General features: G+C 63.6%; 17 protein-coding genes and 1 tRNA gene. 10 read left to right on the forward strand and 8 right to left on the reverse strand.

Features of this window, described 5'->3' with window-relative positions:
- Positions 1-30 precede the first annotated feature (30 nt).
- The 4 genes from EN874_RS29490 (at position 31) to EN874_RS29505 (ending at position 3,170) form a co-directional block, all read left to right on the forward strand.
- Positions 31-483 (forward strand): MaoC family dehydratase, encoded by a 453-nt coding sequence (locus EN874_RS29490; protein WP_126087930.1) that lies wholly within the window; start codon positions 31-33, stop codon positions 481-483.
- On the forward strand, positions 480-1,721 hold the full coding sequence (locus tag EN874_RS29495) for an MFS transporter (protein WP_127428480.1): 1,242 nt from the start codon (positions 480-482) through the stop codon (positions 1,719-1,721). The genes EN874_RS29490 and EN874_RS29495 overlap by 4 nt, the downstream gene beginning before the upstream one ends.
- 77 nt (positions 1,722-1,798) lie before the next feature.
- Complete coding sequence (locus EN874_RS29500) at positions 1,799-2,635, forward strand: GntR family transcriptional regulator (protein WP_127428481.1); 837 nt, start codon at positions 1,799-1,801, stop codon at positions 2,633-2,635.
- 199 nt (positions 2,636-2,834) lie between these two features.
- Entirely contained in the window at positions 2,835-3,170 is a 336-nt protein-coding gene (locus EN874_RS29505; RefSeq protein ID WP_127428482.1) for an SDR family NAD(P)-dependent oxidoreductase, read from the forward strand.
- Here the strand turns inward: EN874_RS29505 and EN874_RS29510 are convergent.
- Positions 3,165-3,241 (reverse strand) — tRNA-Met (locus EN874_RS29510). The genes EN874_RS29505 and EN874_RS29510 overlap by 6 nt on opposite strands.
- A 229-nt stretch (positions 3,242-3,470) precedes the next feature.
- On the opposite strand from EN874_RS29510, the gene EN874_RS29515 reads away from it, so the two are divergent.
- Entirely contained in the window at positions 3,471-4,436 is a 966-nt protein-coding gene (locus tag EN874_RS29515; RefSeq protein WP_127428483.1) for a Gfo/Idh/MocA family oxidoreductase, read from the forward strand.
- A gap of 47 nt (positions 4,437-4,483) precedes the next feature.
- On the opposite strand, the gene mnmA is transcribed toward EN874_RS29515, so the two are convergent.
- The gene (gene mnmA / locus EN874_RS29520) at positions 4,484-5,674 is read right to left on the reverse strand and encodes a tRNA 2-thiouridine(34) synthase MnmA (RefSeq protein WP_127428484.1); all 1,191 of its coding nucleotides are present in this window, start codon (positions 5,672-5,674) and stop codon (positions 4,484-4,486) included.
- Positions 5,675-5,945: 271 nt separating this feature from the next.
- Here mnmA and EN874_RS29525 point away from each other — a divergent pair, with 271 nt between their 5' ends.
- The gene (locus EN874_RS29525; RefSeq protein WP_006203587.1) at positions 5,946-6,221 is read left to right on the forward strand and encodes a DUF1153 domain-containing protein; all 276 of its coding nucleotides are present in this window, start codon (positions 5,946-5,948) and stop codon (positions 6,219-6,221) included.
- Positions 6,222-6,290: 69 nt separating this feature from the next.
- Here the strand turns inward: EN874_RS29525 and EN874_RS29530 are convergent, their stop codons facing one another.
- On the reverse strand, positions 6,291-7,217 hold the full coding sequence (locus EN874_RS29530) for an NADP-dependent oxidoreductase (protein ID WP_127428485.1): 927 nt from the start codon (positions 7,215-7,217) through the stop codon (positions 6,291-6,293).
- 89 nt (positions 7,218-7,306) lie between these two features.
- Here EN874_RS29530 and EN874_RS29535 point away from each other — a divergent pair, with 89 nt between their 5' ends.
- Positions 7,307-7,711 (forward strand): helix-turn-helix domain-containing protein, encoded by a 405-nt coding sequence (locus EN874_RS29535; protein WP_127428486.1) that lies wholly within the window; start codon positions 7,307-7,309, stop codon positions 7,709-7,711.
- 86 nt (positions 7,712-7,797) lie between these two features.
- Here the strand turns inward: EN874_RS29535 and EN874_RS29540 are convergent, their stop codons facing one another.
- Positions 7,798-8,175 carry a flagellar export protein FliJ gene (locus EN874_RS29540; protein WP_126087944.1) on the reverse strand — a complete coding sequence of 126 codons (378 nt, stop codon included), beginning with the start codon at positions 8,173-8,175 and terminating at the stop codon, positions 7,798-7,800.
- A 447-nt stretch (positions 8,176-8,622) separates the two neighbouring features.
- Here EN874_RS29540 and ctrA point away from each other — a divergent pair, with 447 nt between their 5' ends.
- On the forward strand, positions 8,623-9,318 hold the full coding sequence (ctrA, locus tag EN874_RS29545) for a cell cycle two-component system response regulator CtrA (protein ID WP_006203583.1): 696 nt from the start codon (positions 8,623-8,625) through the stop codon (positions 9,316-9,318).
- 78 nt (positions 9,319-9,396) lie between these two features.
- Here the strand turns inward: ctrA and EN874_RS29550 are convergent, their stop codons facing one another.
- Both EN874_RS29550 and EN874_RS29555 read right to left on the reverse strand, forming a co-directional pair.
- Positions 9,397-9,765 (reverse strand): response regulator, encoded by a 369-nt coding sequence (locus tag EN874_RS29550; protein ID WP_127428526.1) that lies wholly within the window; start codon positions 9,763-9,765, stop codon positions 9,397-9,399.
- 337 nt (positions 9,766-10,102) lie between these two features.
- Positions 10,103-10,732, reverse strand: coding sequence for a histidine phosphotransferase family protein (locus EN874_RS29555; protein WP_126087946.1), 630 nt, complete (start codon positions 10,730-10,732; stop codon positions 10,103-10,105).
- Between the two features lie 386 nt (positions 10,733-11,118).
- Here EN874_RS29555 and EN874_RS29560 point away from each other — a divergent pair, with 386 nt between their 5' ends.
- Positions 11,119-11,655 carry an EipA family protein gene (locus tag EN874_RS29560; RefSeq protein WP_245513747.1) on the forward strand — a complete coding sequence of 179 codons (537 nt, stop codon included), beginning with the start codon at positions 11,119-11,121 and terminating at the stop codon, positions 11,653-11,655.
- A 140-nt stretch (positions 11,656-11,795) separates the two neighbouring features.
- A complete protein-coding gene (locus EN874_RS29565) occupies positions 11,796-12,944 on the forward strand; it encodes a hypothetical protein (RefSeq protein ID WP_127428488.1) in 1,149 nt (382 codons plus the stop codon).
- A 135-nt stretch (positions 12,945-13,079) separates the two neighbouring features.
- Here EN874_RS29565 and EN874_RS29570 read toward each other — a convergent pair whose 3' ends face one another.
- Positions 13,080-13,877 (reverse strand): RNA methyltransferase, encoded by a 798-nt coding sequence (locus tag EN874_RS29570; protein WP_127428489.1) that lies wholly within the window; start codon positions 13,875-13,877, stop codon positions 13,080-13,082.
- Between the two features lie 55 nt (positions 13,878-13,932).
- Positions 13,933-14,271 carry a metalloregulator ArsR/SmtB family transcription factor gene (locus EN874_RS29575; RefSeq protein WP_127428490.1) on the reverse strand — a complete coding sequence of 113 codons (339 nt, stop codon included), beginning with the start codon at positions 14,269-14,271 and terminating at the stop codon, positions 13,933-13,935.
- Positions 14,272-14,361: the final 90 nt, after the last annotated feature.

Consider the following 14,361-nt stretch of genomic DNA (forward strand, 5'->3'; position numbering starts at 1 on the left):
AGTCGAAACCGGAACAGAGGAGAGGCGGGAATGAGCACCGAAACGAAGGACGGTTGGGTTGGCGTGGTGAAGGGCCGTCCGCAGGTCGGCGCCTTTGCCGAGCGCACGCGCCGCACGAGGATGAGCGACATCGAAGCCTTCACCGAGATCACCGGCGACCGCAATCCGCTGCACTATGACCGGGCGCTGGCCGAGAAATCGGTGTTCGGCAAGCTGATCGTCCAGGGCGGCGTCACTTCTGGTATTCTCAACGCGCTGGTCGCGGAGGATCTGCCGGGACCGGGAACCGTGTTTCTCGAAGTCGCCTGGAAGTTCCTCAAGGCGGTCGGCGTTGACGAGGAGATCACCGGACGCGTGGAGGTCAAGGAAGTGCGCCCCGACAAGCCGATCTGCAAGATCGAGACGAGCGTGCGCAACGGCCAGGGCGAGCTTTGTCTCACCGGCACCGCGACGGTCTTCACCGTGCCGCTGCAAGGCGCATGACAGCGGTGAGCAAGCCGATTGGCATGGCCGCCGACGGCGGCCGCTGGCGCGTGCTGTCGCTGCTTTGCCTGGCGGTCGTGCTGTCGCTGACCACCTGGTTTTCGGCGACCGCCATCCTGCCTGAACTCAAGCAGGAGCTGGCGCTCGGCGCCGGCGAGGAAGCCTGGCTGACCAACGGCGTTCAGGTCGGCTTCGTGATCGGCGCGCTGGCGGCGAGCTTGGTCAATCTTCCCGACCTGGTGCGGCTCAGCCGCCTCATGGCGGCCGCGGCGCTCGTCGCCGCGCTCGCCAACGCAAGCCTGCTGCTTCATCCCGGACCGGGTGGCGTGATTGCCGCACGTGTCGTCACCGGCATGGCGCTGGCCGGTGTCTATCCGCCGGCGCTGAAGCTCGTCGCTACCTGGTTCACGCGCGACAGGGGGCTGGCGCTCGGCGCGATCATAGGCGCGCTGACCGTCGGTTCGGCGCTGCCGTATCTCTTCCGTGCCGTTTCGACGTCGTTCGACTGGCGGCCGGTGGTTGCCGCCGCCAGCCTGGCGACGGCCATCGGTGCGCTGCTGCTTCTTTTGTTCGCAAGGGAAGGGCCCTATCCCTTCGGCAAGGCGGTGTTCGAACCGTCGCGCATCGGTCAGGTGTTTCGCGAGCGGCCGCTGCTTCTCGCCAATCTCGGCTATCTCGGCCACATGTGGGAGCTTTACGCCATGTGGGCCTGGCTGCTTGCCTATACGCGCGCGGCCTTCGAGGCGCAGGCGATCGGGTCGGTCGCCGCCGCCTCGCTTTCGACCTTCTTCGTCGTGGCGTCCGGCATCCTTGGCTGCCTGTTGGGCGGCTATCTGTCGGACCGCATAGGCCGCACCGCGACCACCTCCGGCATGATGATCGTCTCGGGAACCTGCGCGCTGCTGATGGGCTTCCTGTTTGCCGGTCCGCTCTGGCTCTTCATGTTGGTCGCCGTCGTCTGGGGCATTTCGGTGATCGGCGATTCGGCGCAATTCTCCGCCGCCGTCACGGAACTCGGCGACCGCCGCTTCGTCGGCACCGCGCTGTCGGTGCAGCTTGGGCTGGGTTTCGCGCTGACCGTGCTCGCGATCTGGCTGACGCCGCGCTTTGCCGACTTCATTGGCGGCTGGCGCTGGGCCTTTCTGCTGCTGGTTCCAGGTCCGCTTCTGGGGGCCGCCGCCATGCTGTGGTTGCGAAACTTGCCGGAGAGCGTGAAAATGGCGGGCGGACTCCGTTAGGGAGGCGCTGCCGCTTTTTTCAGGCGCGGCAGATGATTTTGCGGCGGGTTGAAGATCGAATGGAGCAGATGACCAGAATGCGCGGGCGTCCTCGTTACGACCGGGAAGATGCCGCCGCCGCGGAGGCGTTCCGTTCGATCGGCTCCAAGGTCCAGCTCAACCGCGACGAGGCGGCGCCGCTTTGGGTGCAGTTGCGCAACCAGGTGGAGGAGGCGATCAACACCGGTCTGCTGGCGGCCAATTCGCGCATCCCGTCGGAGCAGGCGCTGTGCGACTTCTTCGGCGTTTCGCGCCCGGTCGTGCGCGCCGCGATCGGCTCGCTGTCCAACGAAGGCCGCATCATCAAGATGCCGCGCAAGGGCATGTTCGTCGCGGCACCGCGTGAGCACGTGGACTTCATGACGGCCAATCTCGGCGTGTTCGACGACCTGACCGCCAAGGGCCACAAGGTCTCGACGCGCACGCTCGAGATCTACCGCTGCCCGCCGAGCGCGAAGGAATCCAGCGTCTTCGGCATTCCCGCCAACGGCAGCGCGGTGAGGATCAGCCGCGTCTACATGACCCACGGCTCGCCGATCACCATGACGCGCATCAGCCTGCCCGGGCACCGCGTGCCCGGCCTCGAAAACATCCTGTCGGAAAACCAGTCGATCTTCGGCACCATCCGCGCGGTTTTCGGCCTGACGGTGAAGCGCGCCGACCGCTGGCTGCGCGCGGCGCTGCTGACCAAGGAGGAGGCCGAGCAGATGGGCGTCGCCGCCAACACCCCGCTGATCGAGATCGAGTCGATCGCCTACGACGCGGACGGCGCCGCTCTCGAATATTACGAGGCCTTCTACAACTCCTCCGTCGCCCGCATCCATATGGCGGTCGAGCAGCCGTCGGCGACGGTGAACGGCGTCGATCGCACCTGATCCAAGCGTCCGCCAAAAAATCTTTTCTGGTTATGACCAGATTGACGAGCCAGGAAGCTTCTGTAACCTCCTCGTTCATGGGATCGGGAGGAGCCTGACCCGGAGGCATTTATCAGGACCAGTCGGGACTGCGACGCCGCTTCGGCGGCGAGGGCGGAGTTTTGCCCGCGCTCCAGCTCGGTCCTGATGGACGACGTGCATGGACTACGGGTCGCAATTCGATCTGGCAGGCGAGGTTGCCGTCGTCACCGGCGGCGCCAGCGGGATCGGCTTCGCGGCGGCCAGAGCGCTCGGCAATTGCGGCGCGCGCATCGTCCTGCTCGACACGAACGCGGATGGGCTGAAGACAGCCGCCGAAGCGCTGAAGGCGGCCGGCGTCGCAAGCGTCGACGGCCGTGTCCTCGACGTGACCGATCCGCGCGCGCTGAACCGCCACAAGGCGAGGCCGATCGGATCGTGCCAGCCTGACATTGACCGGCACGCCGCGAAGATCGCTCTTGGCGCGATCCAACTTACTGATTTTGTTGAGTGGTAGCGGAGGAGGGACTTGAACCCCCGACCCCAGGATTATGATTCCCGTGCTCTAACCAACTGAGCTACTCCGCCAGGAGCGGCGAAGAGGCTCGAAGAGGCACACGGAGCGTGGGCAATTCGAGGCGTTCGCCAAGGTCGCGCGGATATAAGGTTGGCAGGGCAAAGCTGTCAAGCCGGACGCATCGGCATAATCTCATCCCAGAAAAGCTTTGCCGGGCAGACGCTGAAGGGCATGCATCGGGGTTGAGTTCGACGGGGCACGTCGCTATGTCTCGGCGATGAAATTCTAGAGTTTGAACGAATGAAGCCGCGCATCGCCGTCCTCGGTTGCGGATACTGGGGCAGCAACCACATCCGCACCCTCAAGGCGCTTGGCGCGCTCCACGCCGTTTCCGACGTCAACCGCGCTCGGGCCGAAGGGTTCGCCAGCGAGCAGGATTGCCTGGCGATAGAGCCGGACAAACTCTTCGAGCGCGCCGATATCGACGCCATCGTCATGGCGCTGCCGCCGCAATACCATGCCGACACGGCTGTTCGCGCCGTCGAGGGCGGCAAGGACGTGCTGGTGGAGAAGCCGATCGCGCTGACGGTCGCGGACGCCGAGCGCTCGGTGCAGGCGGCAAGGAAGAACGGCCGCGTCTTCATGGTCGGCCACGTGCTGCGCTTCCATCCCGCCTTCGAGACGCTGAAGGCGCTGATCGACAATGGCGAGCTCGGCGAGGTGCGCTACATCCACTCGCACCGGCTCGGCCTCGGCAAGTTCCACACCGAGAACGACGCGCTCTGGGACCTGGCGCCGCATGATCTCTCGATGATCCTCGCCATCACCGGCACGGAGCCGATCGAAGTCAGGGGCGAGGGCGCGGCGCTGCTCGACAACCTCAGCGACTTCGCGCATCTGCACATGCGCTTTCCCAACGGCGTGCGCAGCCATCTCTTCGCCTCGCGGCTCAACCCCTATCGCGAGCGCCGGCTCACCGTGGTCGGCACCAAGGCGATGGCGGTGTTCGACGACGTCGAGCCCTGGGAGCGCAAGCTTGCCGTCTACCGGCACGCGGTTTGGCAGGACAGCGGCCAGTGGGCCTTCACCGCCAACGAGCCTTCTTACGTGGCGGTCGGCGAAGGCATGCCGCTGACGCGCGAGCTCGCGCATTTCATGCAGTGTATCGAAACGCGCGCCGAACCGCGCACCGGCGGCGAGGAAGCGATCCGGGTGCTGCGCATCCTCACCGCCGGCACCGTGACGCATAGCGGCTCATCGGCCTGAGCCGATCACGAAGATGGCTGATCTGAAGCGGCCGGTCGAAGCGGCGCTTACTCGGCAGGGATGTGCGCGGGCCGCTGGGCAAGCCTGGACAGCATCGCCTCGGCTTCGGCGCCGCGCTCGGAGCGCTCGATGAAGCCGCCGCCGAACACACGCGCCTCATTGCCGTCGTCGGAATAGAGCACGCAGGCCTGTCCGGGCGCGATGCCGGATTCGCCGTCGGCCAGCTCGACCGACGTCACGCCGTCGCGGTGATGCAGCACGGCCGGGCGCGGCGGCCTGGTCGAACGGACTTTTGCGAAAAGCTCGATCCCGCCCTCAGGGACGTCAGCGAGGGGGCCGTCGCCGAGCCAGTTCACGGCGCGCAGGTAGATCCTGTGCGTCTCCAGCGCCTCGCGCGGGCCGACAATGACGCGGGCGCGGTCGGCGTCGAGATGGACGACATAGAGCGGCTCGCCGGAGGCGATGCCGATGCCGCGGCGCTGGCCGATTGTGTAGCGCAGGATGCCCTCATGGCGGCCGAGCACGCGGCCGTCGATGTGGACGATATCGCCCGGGTTGGCGGCCTCCGGCTTCAGCTTGGCGATGATGTCGGAATATTTACCCTGCGGCACGAAGCAGATGTCCTGGCTGTCCTGCTTGGCGGCGACCGTCAGCCCCATCTCCTCCGCGATCGCCCGCACCTGCGGCTTGGAGAGACCGCCGAGCGGGAAGCGCAGATAATCGATCTGCGCTTGCGTGGTGGCGAACAGGAAGTAGCTCTGGTCGCGGTCGGCATCGACCGGACGGTAGAGCGCGCGATGGGCACCATTGGCGCGCGAGCGGATGTAGTGGCCGGTGGCCAAAGCGTCGGCGCCGAGATCCTGCGCGGTGGTCAAAAGGTCGGCGAACTTGACCGTCTGATTGCAGGACACGCAGGGGATCGGCGTCTCGCCCGCGACATAGCTCTCGGCGAAGGGATCGATGACAGCCTTGCGGAAGCGCTCTTCATAATCGAGCACGTAATGCGGGATGCCGAGCGTCTCGGAGACGCGGCGGGCGTCGTCGATGTCCTGGCCGGCGCAGCAGGACCCTGCCCGGTGCGTCGCCGCGCCATGGTCATAGAGCTGCAGGGTGACGCCGACGACATCATAGCCTTCGCGCTTCAGAATACCGGCAACGACCGACGAATCGACTCCGCCCGACATGGCGACGACGACGCGGGTGTTTTCTGGGCGTCCGGGAAGGTCGAGGCTGTTCATGGTTCTTTCAATCTGCGTGGCGCTGGCTGCCAATCGCCGGAATATAGGTCATGCGCCCCGGCTGCGCCAGCTTGCCTCCTTTAGGCGATTTTTTCGGCGATTTTTCCCGGCAAAATCAGGGCCGGCACCGCGTTTGTCTCAAATGCCGAACAAAAACCTAACGTGACGTTCACGATCCTTACCTAGTCATTAGGGTTCGCTTAGGCAATTTTTAAAGCTGTGGCGGTACTGTGGCGGGGATTGGGTCTTTGAGTTTTTAGTAGAGAGTACGATGACCGATCTGGTTAGACCTAGAGTCAAATATGTTATCGGGCCTGACGGCAGCCCTCTTACGATAGCCGATCTGCCGCCGACGAATACACGGCGCTGGGTTATCCGGCGCAAGGCGGAAGTGGTCGCTGCGGTGCGCGGCGGACTGCTCAGCCTTGAAGAAGCGTGCCAGCGCTACAAGCTCACCACCGAGGAATTTCTCTCCTGGCAGGCATCGATTGACGAATATGGCCTTGCCGGGCTGCGTACCACGCGGATCCAGCAATACCGGCACTAGCCACTGGCTGGGAAACGGACGAGGGCGCGGAATCCGCGCCCTTCTCGTTTTTCTGATGCAGCCTTTCGCTTAGGCCGTCAGCACGACCTTGCCGATCGGCCGGGTCGCAAGGAAGGCATGGGCGGCGCCCGCCTGATCGAGCGGAAAAGCCTTCGCTACGTGCGCCGACAACTTCCCGGCATCGACCAGCTTGGCGAGTTCGACGAGGCCCTCGCGGTCGGGCACTACCGAGATCCGCTCGACGCGAATGCCGCGCGCGCTGGCCTTCGCCCTGGTGGCGTCATGGACGTTGAGCAGCGAGACCAGCACGCCGCCGTCGCGCAGCGACTTAAGCGATTCGTCGGCGTGGTCCCCGCCAAACGCATCCAGGACCAGATCGACATTGCCGACCGTCCCGGTGAAATCGTCCGTGGTGTAGTCGATCACCTCGTCTGCACCGAGCGAGCGAACGAAATCGATCTTGTCGGGGCTGGCGGTCGAGACCACATAGGCGCCGCCTGCTTTGGCGATCTGCACCGCCAGATGGCCGACGCCGCCGGCGCCGGCATGGATCAGCACGCGCTGGCGCGACTGTATGTGGCCGTGGCGGACAAGGCCTTGCCAGGCGGTGAGGCCGGCAAGCGGCAGCGCCGCTGCGTGGGCATGATCGATGCCGACGGGCTTGACGGCGATCTCGTCCGCCGGCACGGCGGCGAGCTCGGCATAGGCTCCGGCCTGTTTTGGAAAGCGCGGCATGCCGAATACCTCGTCGCCGGCCTTGAAGGCGGTCACGCCGTCACCCAGCGCTTCGACGGTTCCCGAAATATCCCAGCCGAGAATGAAGGGCGGCTCGCCAAGCAGCGGGTAAAAGCCGCCGCGCACGGCGCCGTCGACTGGATTGATGCCCGCCGCCTTGACGCGAACCAGCGCCTCGCCAGCCTTTGGCGAGGGATCAGGCTGTTCGGCGACGAAAAGGACGTCCGGTCCACCGACGGAATTCTGGATAACGGCACGCATGAAGGCCTCCCGTGTGATCGTGTGCCGCTATCATTTGGATAGTAATATCCTATTGTCTAGTATGTACCTTTTCTATATATAGGCACCTCATGGATAGTGACGACAAATCCCCTTTCGGCTACGACGCTTTCCGCCGCACCTGCCCATCGCATACAGTGCTCGAGATGCTGGCCAGCAAATGGGTCTACTTGACCGTTTGCGCGCTGCGGCGCGGACGGATGCGCAATGGCGAGCTGGCGCGCAAGCTGGAGGGCATCACGCCGAAGATGCTGACCCAGACGCTGCGTGTGCTGGAGCGCGACGGCCTGGTCAGGCGCGAAGTGTTCCCGGTCATCCCGCCGCGGGTCGAGTATGAGCTGACCGAGCTTGGCCGGAATCTTGCGGAACTGCTCAGCCAGATCCGCTCCTGGGCGGAAGAGCATGCGCCCGATATCAAGGATGCCCGTGCCAGGGCATCGGCGGACCATCAGGACGATATGGCAATGCTGCCTTGACGCGGAAGCGCGGGCGGGAACAGGCCCGGCGCGGTCTCAAGGGCGATGCCGGAGGACCCCGGCGATGGCGGCAAAGCGCGCTCGGCTCAGCCGATCATGGCGCTGCGGCCGCCCACTTCGGCGTCGCGGATCTTGCTGTCGCGCGATTCCAGCATCTCGGCCTTGGAAAGCTCCGCTTCAGCTTCGCCGAGTAATGATTCGGCCATGGTTCGCTGCTGGGCAAGGTCGCCCTGGGAGTTCCTGAGGTTGTCGCGGCGCAGGCGTGCCGCCTTGGCGAAGGTCGGATAGGCAAAATGATTGATGTCGGTGATGCCGGCTTTTTTCTCTTCGGCGACGATCTGCGCCTCCAATTCGACGGCCATGCGTTCGAACTCGGCGATCATCATGTCCAGCTGCAACAGCTGGCGCCGCTTCTCATTCACCTGAAACTGCTTCAGCCGAACGAGGTTTTCACGTGACTTCATGACTCGGTACTCCGCAAACGCACATCTGCTTGTCGTCCTATCGGCCTCGAAAGGCCCAAGCGTCGCCCGTTTCCCCCGGCTTTCCCCACTCTATGGGAAACAAAGCCCTAAAGATTTTTGCCGGCGGTAACCATTCGTTTACGGGCATTGTTAATCATACGGGCGAGGACTTAAGGCCGGGTAAAAATTCCGGCAGCGGCGGGAAGCGCGGCCTGCGAGTCTCTGGAATCACTTAGGCTGGCTTATTAATGTGGTACATGAGCAATTTGGGTCTACGATTCGTTATTAGATTCAAGTAGGTGTAGAAAGGGGTTAAAAATTCTGATATCGTGACCGACACGAAATTAGGATTTGTTAACCAGTCGGTGGCACCTTCTGTTCAGGCAATCACTGCTCCGGGTCCCGGACGGGCCGTGACAGGGTCCGGCAGCAGAAAAGGGGAATGAAATGCGTGTTCTGCTGATTGAAGACGACAGTGCAACCGCACAGAGCATCGAGTTGATGCTGAAATCGGAAAGCTTCAACGTCTATACGACCGACCTCGGCGAAGAAGGGGTCGATCTCGGCAAGCTCTACGACTACGACATCATCCTTCTCGATCTCAATCTTCCCGACATGTCGGGCTACGAGGTGCTGCGCACGCTTCGCCTCTCCAAGGTCAAGACGCCGATCCTGATCCTCTCCGGCATGGCCGGCATCGAGGACAAGGTGCGCGGCCTCGGTTTCGGCGCCGACGACTACATGACCAAGCCTTTCCACAAGGACGAGCTGGTGGCGCGCATCCACGCCATCGTGCGCCGCTCCAAGGGGCATGCCCAGTCGGTCATCACCACTGGCGACCTGGTGGTCAATCTCGATGCCAAGACGGTCGAGGTCGGCGGCCAGCGCGTGCACCTGACCGGCAAGGAATACCAGATGCTGGAGCTGCTCTCGCTGCGCAAGGGCACGACGCTGACCAAGGAGATGTTCCTCAACCACCTTTATGGCGGCATGGACGAGCCGGAACTGAAGATCATCGACGTCTTCATCTGCAAGCTGCGCAAGAAGCTCGACGCGGCGTCCGGCGGCCAGAACTATATCGAGACGGTGTGGGGCCGCGGCTATGTGCTGCGCGAGCCGGAAGACATCCGCGTCAGTGCCTGAGCTAAGATCAGGAAAATCAAACGAAAAACCCGGCTCCGGCCGGGTTTTTCGTTTGCGCGAAAACTGCCCTTCGCGAGATCAGGCGGCGATCTTCAGGACGCGGAAGCTCTCGAGCAATTGCGCCCGATTGAACGGCTTCAGCAGATAGCCCTGGGCGCCGGCCCGCTTCGCCCGCATGATCGCGCCGACATCGACTTCGATCAGCGACACCAGGATCTGTGGCTTGACCGCAGCGTCCACGCCGCGGATGCGACGAATGAGATCCGCGGCCTGCATATCCGCCAACCCGCCGTCGACGACGACGACATCGGGCATATCGCTGGAGCAGATCTCAATGGCATCAAGCCCGGTGGCCGCTTCTATGACCACAATGTCCGAGCCGCCAAGGATCCGCTTTGCGACCTTCCTGATGACGCTCGAATCGTCCACGAACAGGCAGCGCTTCATTTCCGGGTCCTCTTTGCCATCTGCCGAACCGGCAACCTCCGGTAACCTCAGGGCACCATAGGGCAATCTGGTAAAGAAGCCGAAAAGCCGTTAGGTAAAGTTTTTGCAAAGAGGCGTATGGCGCGGTTTTTCAGCGCCAAGCCGACACTCCGGCAAGGGCGGACGTTGCTTCGTTTGCGCAGCACGCGACAACATCGGCGAAAATAATACTTGGCCTGTTCTTGGCCGTTGGCTAAAGCGCGTCGCGCTGAAATGGATTCAGGCGACGCGCTTCAGGCCTTTGTTTTTATGCATTTCGTTCTCGCAAGAACCGCCGCGCACTTTTGCGCGACATGCATTAGACCGCCGACAAAACGATCTCGTCCGCGGTCGCATGGATCGAGATCGTCATATTGGCCTCACGCGCCAGAAGCAGCGTGTAGTAGGGCTGGACCGAATGGGCGTCGATCGGCTCCTCGGGTTTGTGGCCGGAGTGCAGTTCGAGGAACTTCGGCGGCACGCGCAGCATCGGACCGCTGGCCGACAGCGAAAAACGCGGCTCCGTCTCCAGGTTCTCCAGCGTGACCACCAGCTTGCCGCCGCGCGGTATGGCCGCGTTGGCGACGAGAAGGAGATTGAGCAGCAGCTTGACCTTGTTCTTGGGAAGCAGCGCGCGGGCGCCGTTCCAGACCAGTTCCGGCTTCTCGTTCTTCAAGAAGGCGATGGCCACGGCCTCGGCGTCGCCGGTGTCGATCATCATGCCGGCCGAGCCGGCGGCGCCGAAGGCGATGCGGGCAAACTGCAGCCGCGCCGAAGCGTTCCTGGCGCTCTGACGAATCAGTTTCATGGCGTCTTCGTCGGCGCCGCCTTCATCGAGCAGTTCGAGACCGTTGTTTATGGCGCCGACCGGCGAAATGATGTCATGGCAGACGCGGCTGCACAGAAGCGCCGCCAGATCGGGCGCGGAGAGGGTGAAGAGCTCGGCCATCGGAGAAATCCCTGCTGGTTCACATATTCATGGCCGAGCGTTTTCGCACCCGCCACGCGAATCACGCTCTCTTCCAAGGCCTCTGAATACACAGCGCCCGCCCGTGCATCAACAAATCCGCGGCCACCGACGGCGAAAATGGCGCGTTCAGGCCGGGAAAGCGAGGCTTGTGGACACCGTGTCGGGCCGCCAGCCTTCGAACCGCCATCTTCCTGCGCCAGCTTAATGGTTGAAAAAGGATTACGGCATAGTTTGCCCGTGATAGTCATCTCGAAACGGCCGCCAAGAGCCGAAGGGGTACGAGGCGTCGGCGAAAGTGCTCCCTGACGGAGATTGGAAGCATGTTTTCCCGATTCTATGACCGGACATTCGTCCGCGTCCTCGCCATGACGATCGCCCTCATGGGCGCGCTCATTGTCTCAACCTCCGCGTCGCGGGCGCAGGAATACACCGCGCAGGAGATCATCGATTCCGGCCACAAGTTCTTCGGCGCAACGTCCGGCGGTCTCGCCACCGTGGTCGAAAAGATCTTCGCGTCCTACGGCCTGCCCAACGGCTACCTGCTCGGCGAGGAAGGATCCGGCGCGCTGATCGGCGGCCTGACCTATGGCGAGGGCACGCTCTACACCAAGAACGCCGGCGACCATAAGGTGTTCTGGCAAGGCCCATCGCTCGGCTGGGATTTCGGCGGCGAAGGCTCGCGCGTGATGATGCTGGTCTACAATCTCGACGACATCAGCAGCCTCTACAACCGCTTCGGCGGCGTCGCCGGTTCCGCCTATGTCGTGGCGGGCGTAGGCTTCAACGTGCTGCAGAGCGACAGGGTTCTCATCGTCCCGATCCGCACCGGCGTCGGCGCCCGGCTCGGCGTCAATCTCGGCTATCTGAAGCTTACGGAACGGGCGACCTGGAATCCGTTCTGAGCGGACAGGATTGTCACAACCGCCCGGATAAGACCGTTCGCGCCGCGGCATGCTCTTGCCGCGACGCTGGATTTCCGCCATGCCAAGGTGGCACAGTCGGGCATTGGCGGGTCGCCGCCTCGCATACGGAATAGTCCACCTTGGTCCAGTCGATCCTGTTCTTCGCACTCGGCTTCCTCTGCGCCGTCTTTCTGGTGTCGCTGATAGCGCCGGCCGTCTGGCGGCGCGCCGTCGTCCTGACGCGCAGGCGCCTCGAAGCCTCGATGCCGCTGACGCCTGCCGAGATCCTGGCCGAGAAGGACCGGGTCCGCGCCGAATTCGCCATGAACACGCGCCGGCTCGAGATGAACATCAAGAGCCTCAAGGAGAAGGTGGCCGAGCAACTGGTCGAGATCGGCCGCGGCAGCGAGGCCCTGAAGGGACTGGCGGTCGAGAAGCAGGACAAAAACCAGGCGCTATCCGATCTGCAGACCAAGAACGCGGAGCTCAGGCAGCGCGAGGAGGAATTGCACAGGCTGTCGGAAAAGCTGGCGCAGACGGAGCGCGCCCTGGAGAAGCGGGCGCTGGAGCTGCAAAAGCTGGAGCAGATGTACGACGACGCCAGCTTCTCTTCCTCGAACCGCCAGATCGAGCTCGTGGCCCGCGAATCGGAGCTGGACAAGCTCGCCAACGACATTGCGGTGCTGCGCAGCCAGCGCAAGGAAGCGGACCGGCGCAATCAGGAACTCGTCGCGGAAAGCAAAGCCGCCAGAGACACGCTCAAGGCGGAGAAGAAGCGGGCAACCGAGCTGGACAAGAAGCTCGAGCGGCTGCTTGCGACCCTTGCCGATCGCGAGGAGAAGCTCGACCGGCGCGAGAAAGAGCTGGCTAGGATGCGTGAACGCCCGACCCAGGATCGCGCGGCAAACGGCGGAGCTCACCAGGCCGATCAAGGCGGCGGTGGCATCGACAAGGCCATCGCCAGGCTCGAAGGCGATCGCGAGCGGCTGGAGGCGAGGCTGACGGCGCTTGCGCGGGAAAACAAACGGCTCAAGACCGATCTTGCCGTACTCGAAACGGCAAAGCCCGAACAGGCAGGCGATGCACGACGCGCCGGCGCGGCGCTTCGCGAACAGATGAACGAACTGGCGGCCGAGGTCGTCAATCTGACGATGAGGCTGGACGGGCCGGATTCGCCGATCGCCAAGGCCCTGGCGACCCCTCGCGAGGGGCGGCAGGACGTGGGTGAGCGCGGCATTAGCCTCGCCGACCGCGTAAGGGCCCTGCAGAAGACCGACCCGACCAACTAGTGCGTTTGACCGTTTTACGGAAACGGCGAAACGCCCTATCTCCTTGTTTTTACGCAATTGCGGACGGAAAACCGCTCACACTTTTCCTGGAATTGCTCTAAGCCAGCCGAGCGGCGGGCGGCGGTTGCGGCGCGGCTATCGTTTCGAGAAGTGATGCAGGGCGATGGCCGAGGCGGCTGCAACGTTCAGGCTGTCGAAGCCCTCCGCCATGCCGATCCGCACGGTCCGCAGGCGTTCGAGCAGTGCTTCGGGCAGGCCTTCGCCTTCAGTGCCGAGATAGAGCGCCAGCCGAGACGTTCTTTCCGCCGCGCGGATGTCGGTTTCGCCGTGTGGCGAGAGCGCGAGCTGGCTGAAGCCCAGCCGGTCAAGCGTTGCGGTCAAGCTCGAGGCGTCGCCGAAAGAGCCGGCGGGAACCTTCAGCGCCGCGCCGACCGAAACGCGGATCGCCTTGCGGTAAAGCGGGTCGCAGCAGGTGGAATCCAGAAGCACGGCATCCGCGCCAAAGGCCGCGGCGTTGCGGAAGATCGAGCCGATATTGTCGTGATTGGATATGCCGACCAGAACCACGACCAGCGCGCTTGCGGGCAGGGTTTCGAGCAGGGCTTCGGCGGATTGCGGACTGCTCCGAACGCCGATCGCCAATATGCCGCGATGCATATGGAAGCCCGCGATCCGGTCCATGACCGCACCGCCGGCGACATAGACCGGGAAATCCGCCGGCGCTTTGCGCAACACGCCTTCCAGGCCCGCCAGCCTGTTTTCCAGAATGAGGGCCGACTCCGCCGTGAAGCGTCCGGCCGATAGCAGGAGATCCAGCACCACCTTGCCTTCCGCGACGAAGCGGCCTTGCCGGCCGACGAGATCGCGCTCGCGGATGTCGAGATAGGCGGCGACGCGGGGATCCTGCGGGTCGTCGATGGGAATGAGGTTCATGCAAATCTCGCCGGCAAAAATTGCCAGCGAGGTAAGGCGCTTTGGAGAGCGCGGGTCAAGTGCCGGCGCGGCGCATCCTGTAGGCCATCTGGGACAGGTCGCCGTCGCCGAAAATGCCTTCCAGCATGCGCAGCAGCTCGCGCACCGCGTCGGACTTGCAGGAATAGTAGATCATCTGGCGATCGCGGCGCGTCTCGACGAGATCGAGCGCTCTCAGCTTGGCCAGATGCTGCGACAGGGCGGACTGGCTCAACCGGACTTTCTCGGCGATGGCACCGACCGACATTTCGCCTTCGATCAGATAGCTGACGATCAGCAGCCGCTTTTCATTGCCCATGAGCGTCAGAAACGCGGCAGCCGATTCGGCGTTGGCGACTAGCTTGCTCGAGATCATAGATCCCCCATGTTTTCTGGCTCATCCAGCCGCCATGGGGGCAATGGTGGCTGATTCCACGATGTTCAGGTCAGGAAGCGCCGTGAATCA

The organism is Mesorhizobium sp. M1D.F.Ca.ET.231.01.1.1, from assembly GCF_003999155.2.
Taxonomy (GTDB): domain Bacteria; phylum Pseudomonadota; class Alphaproteobacteria; order Rhizobiales; family Rhizobiaceae; genus Mesorhizobium.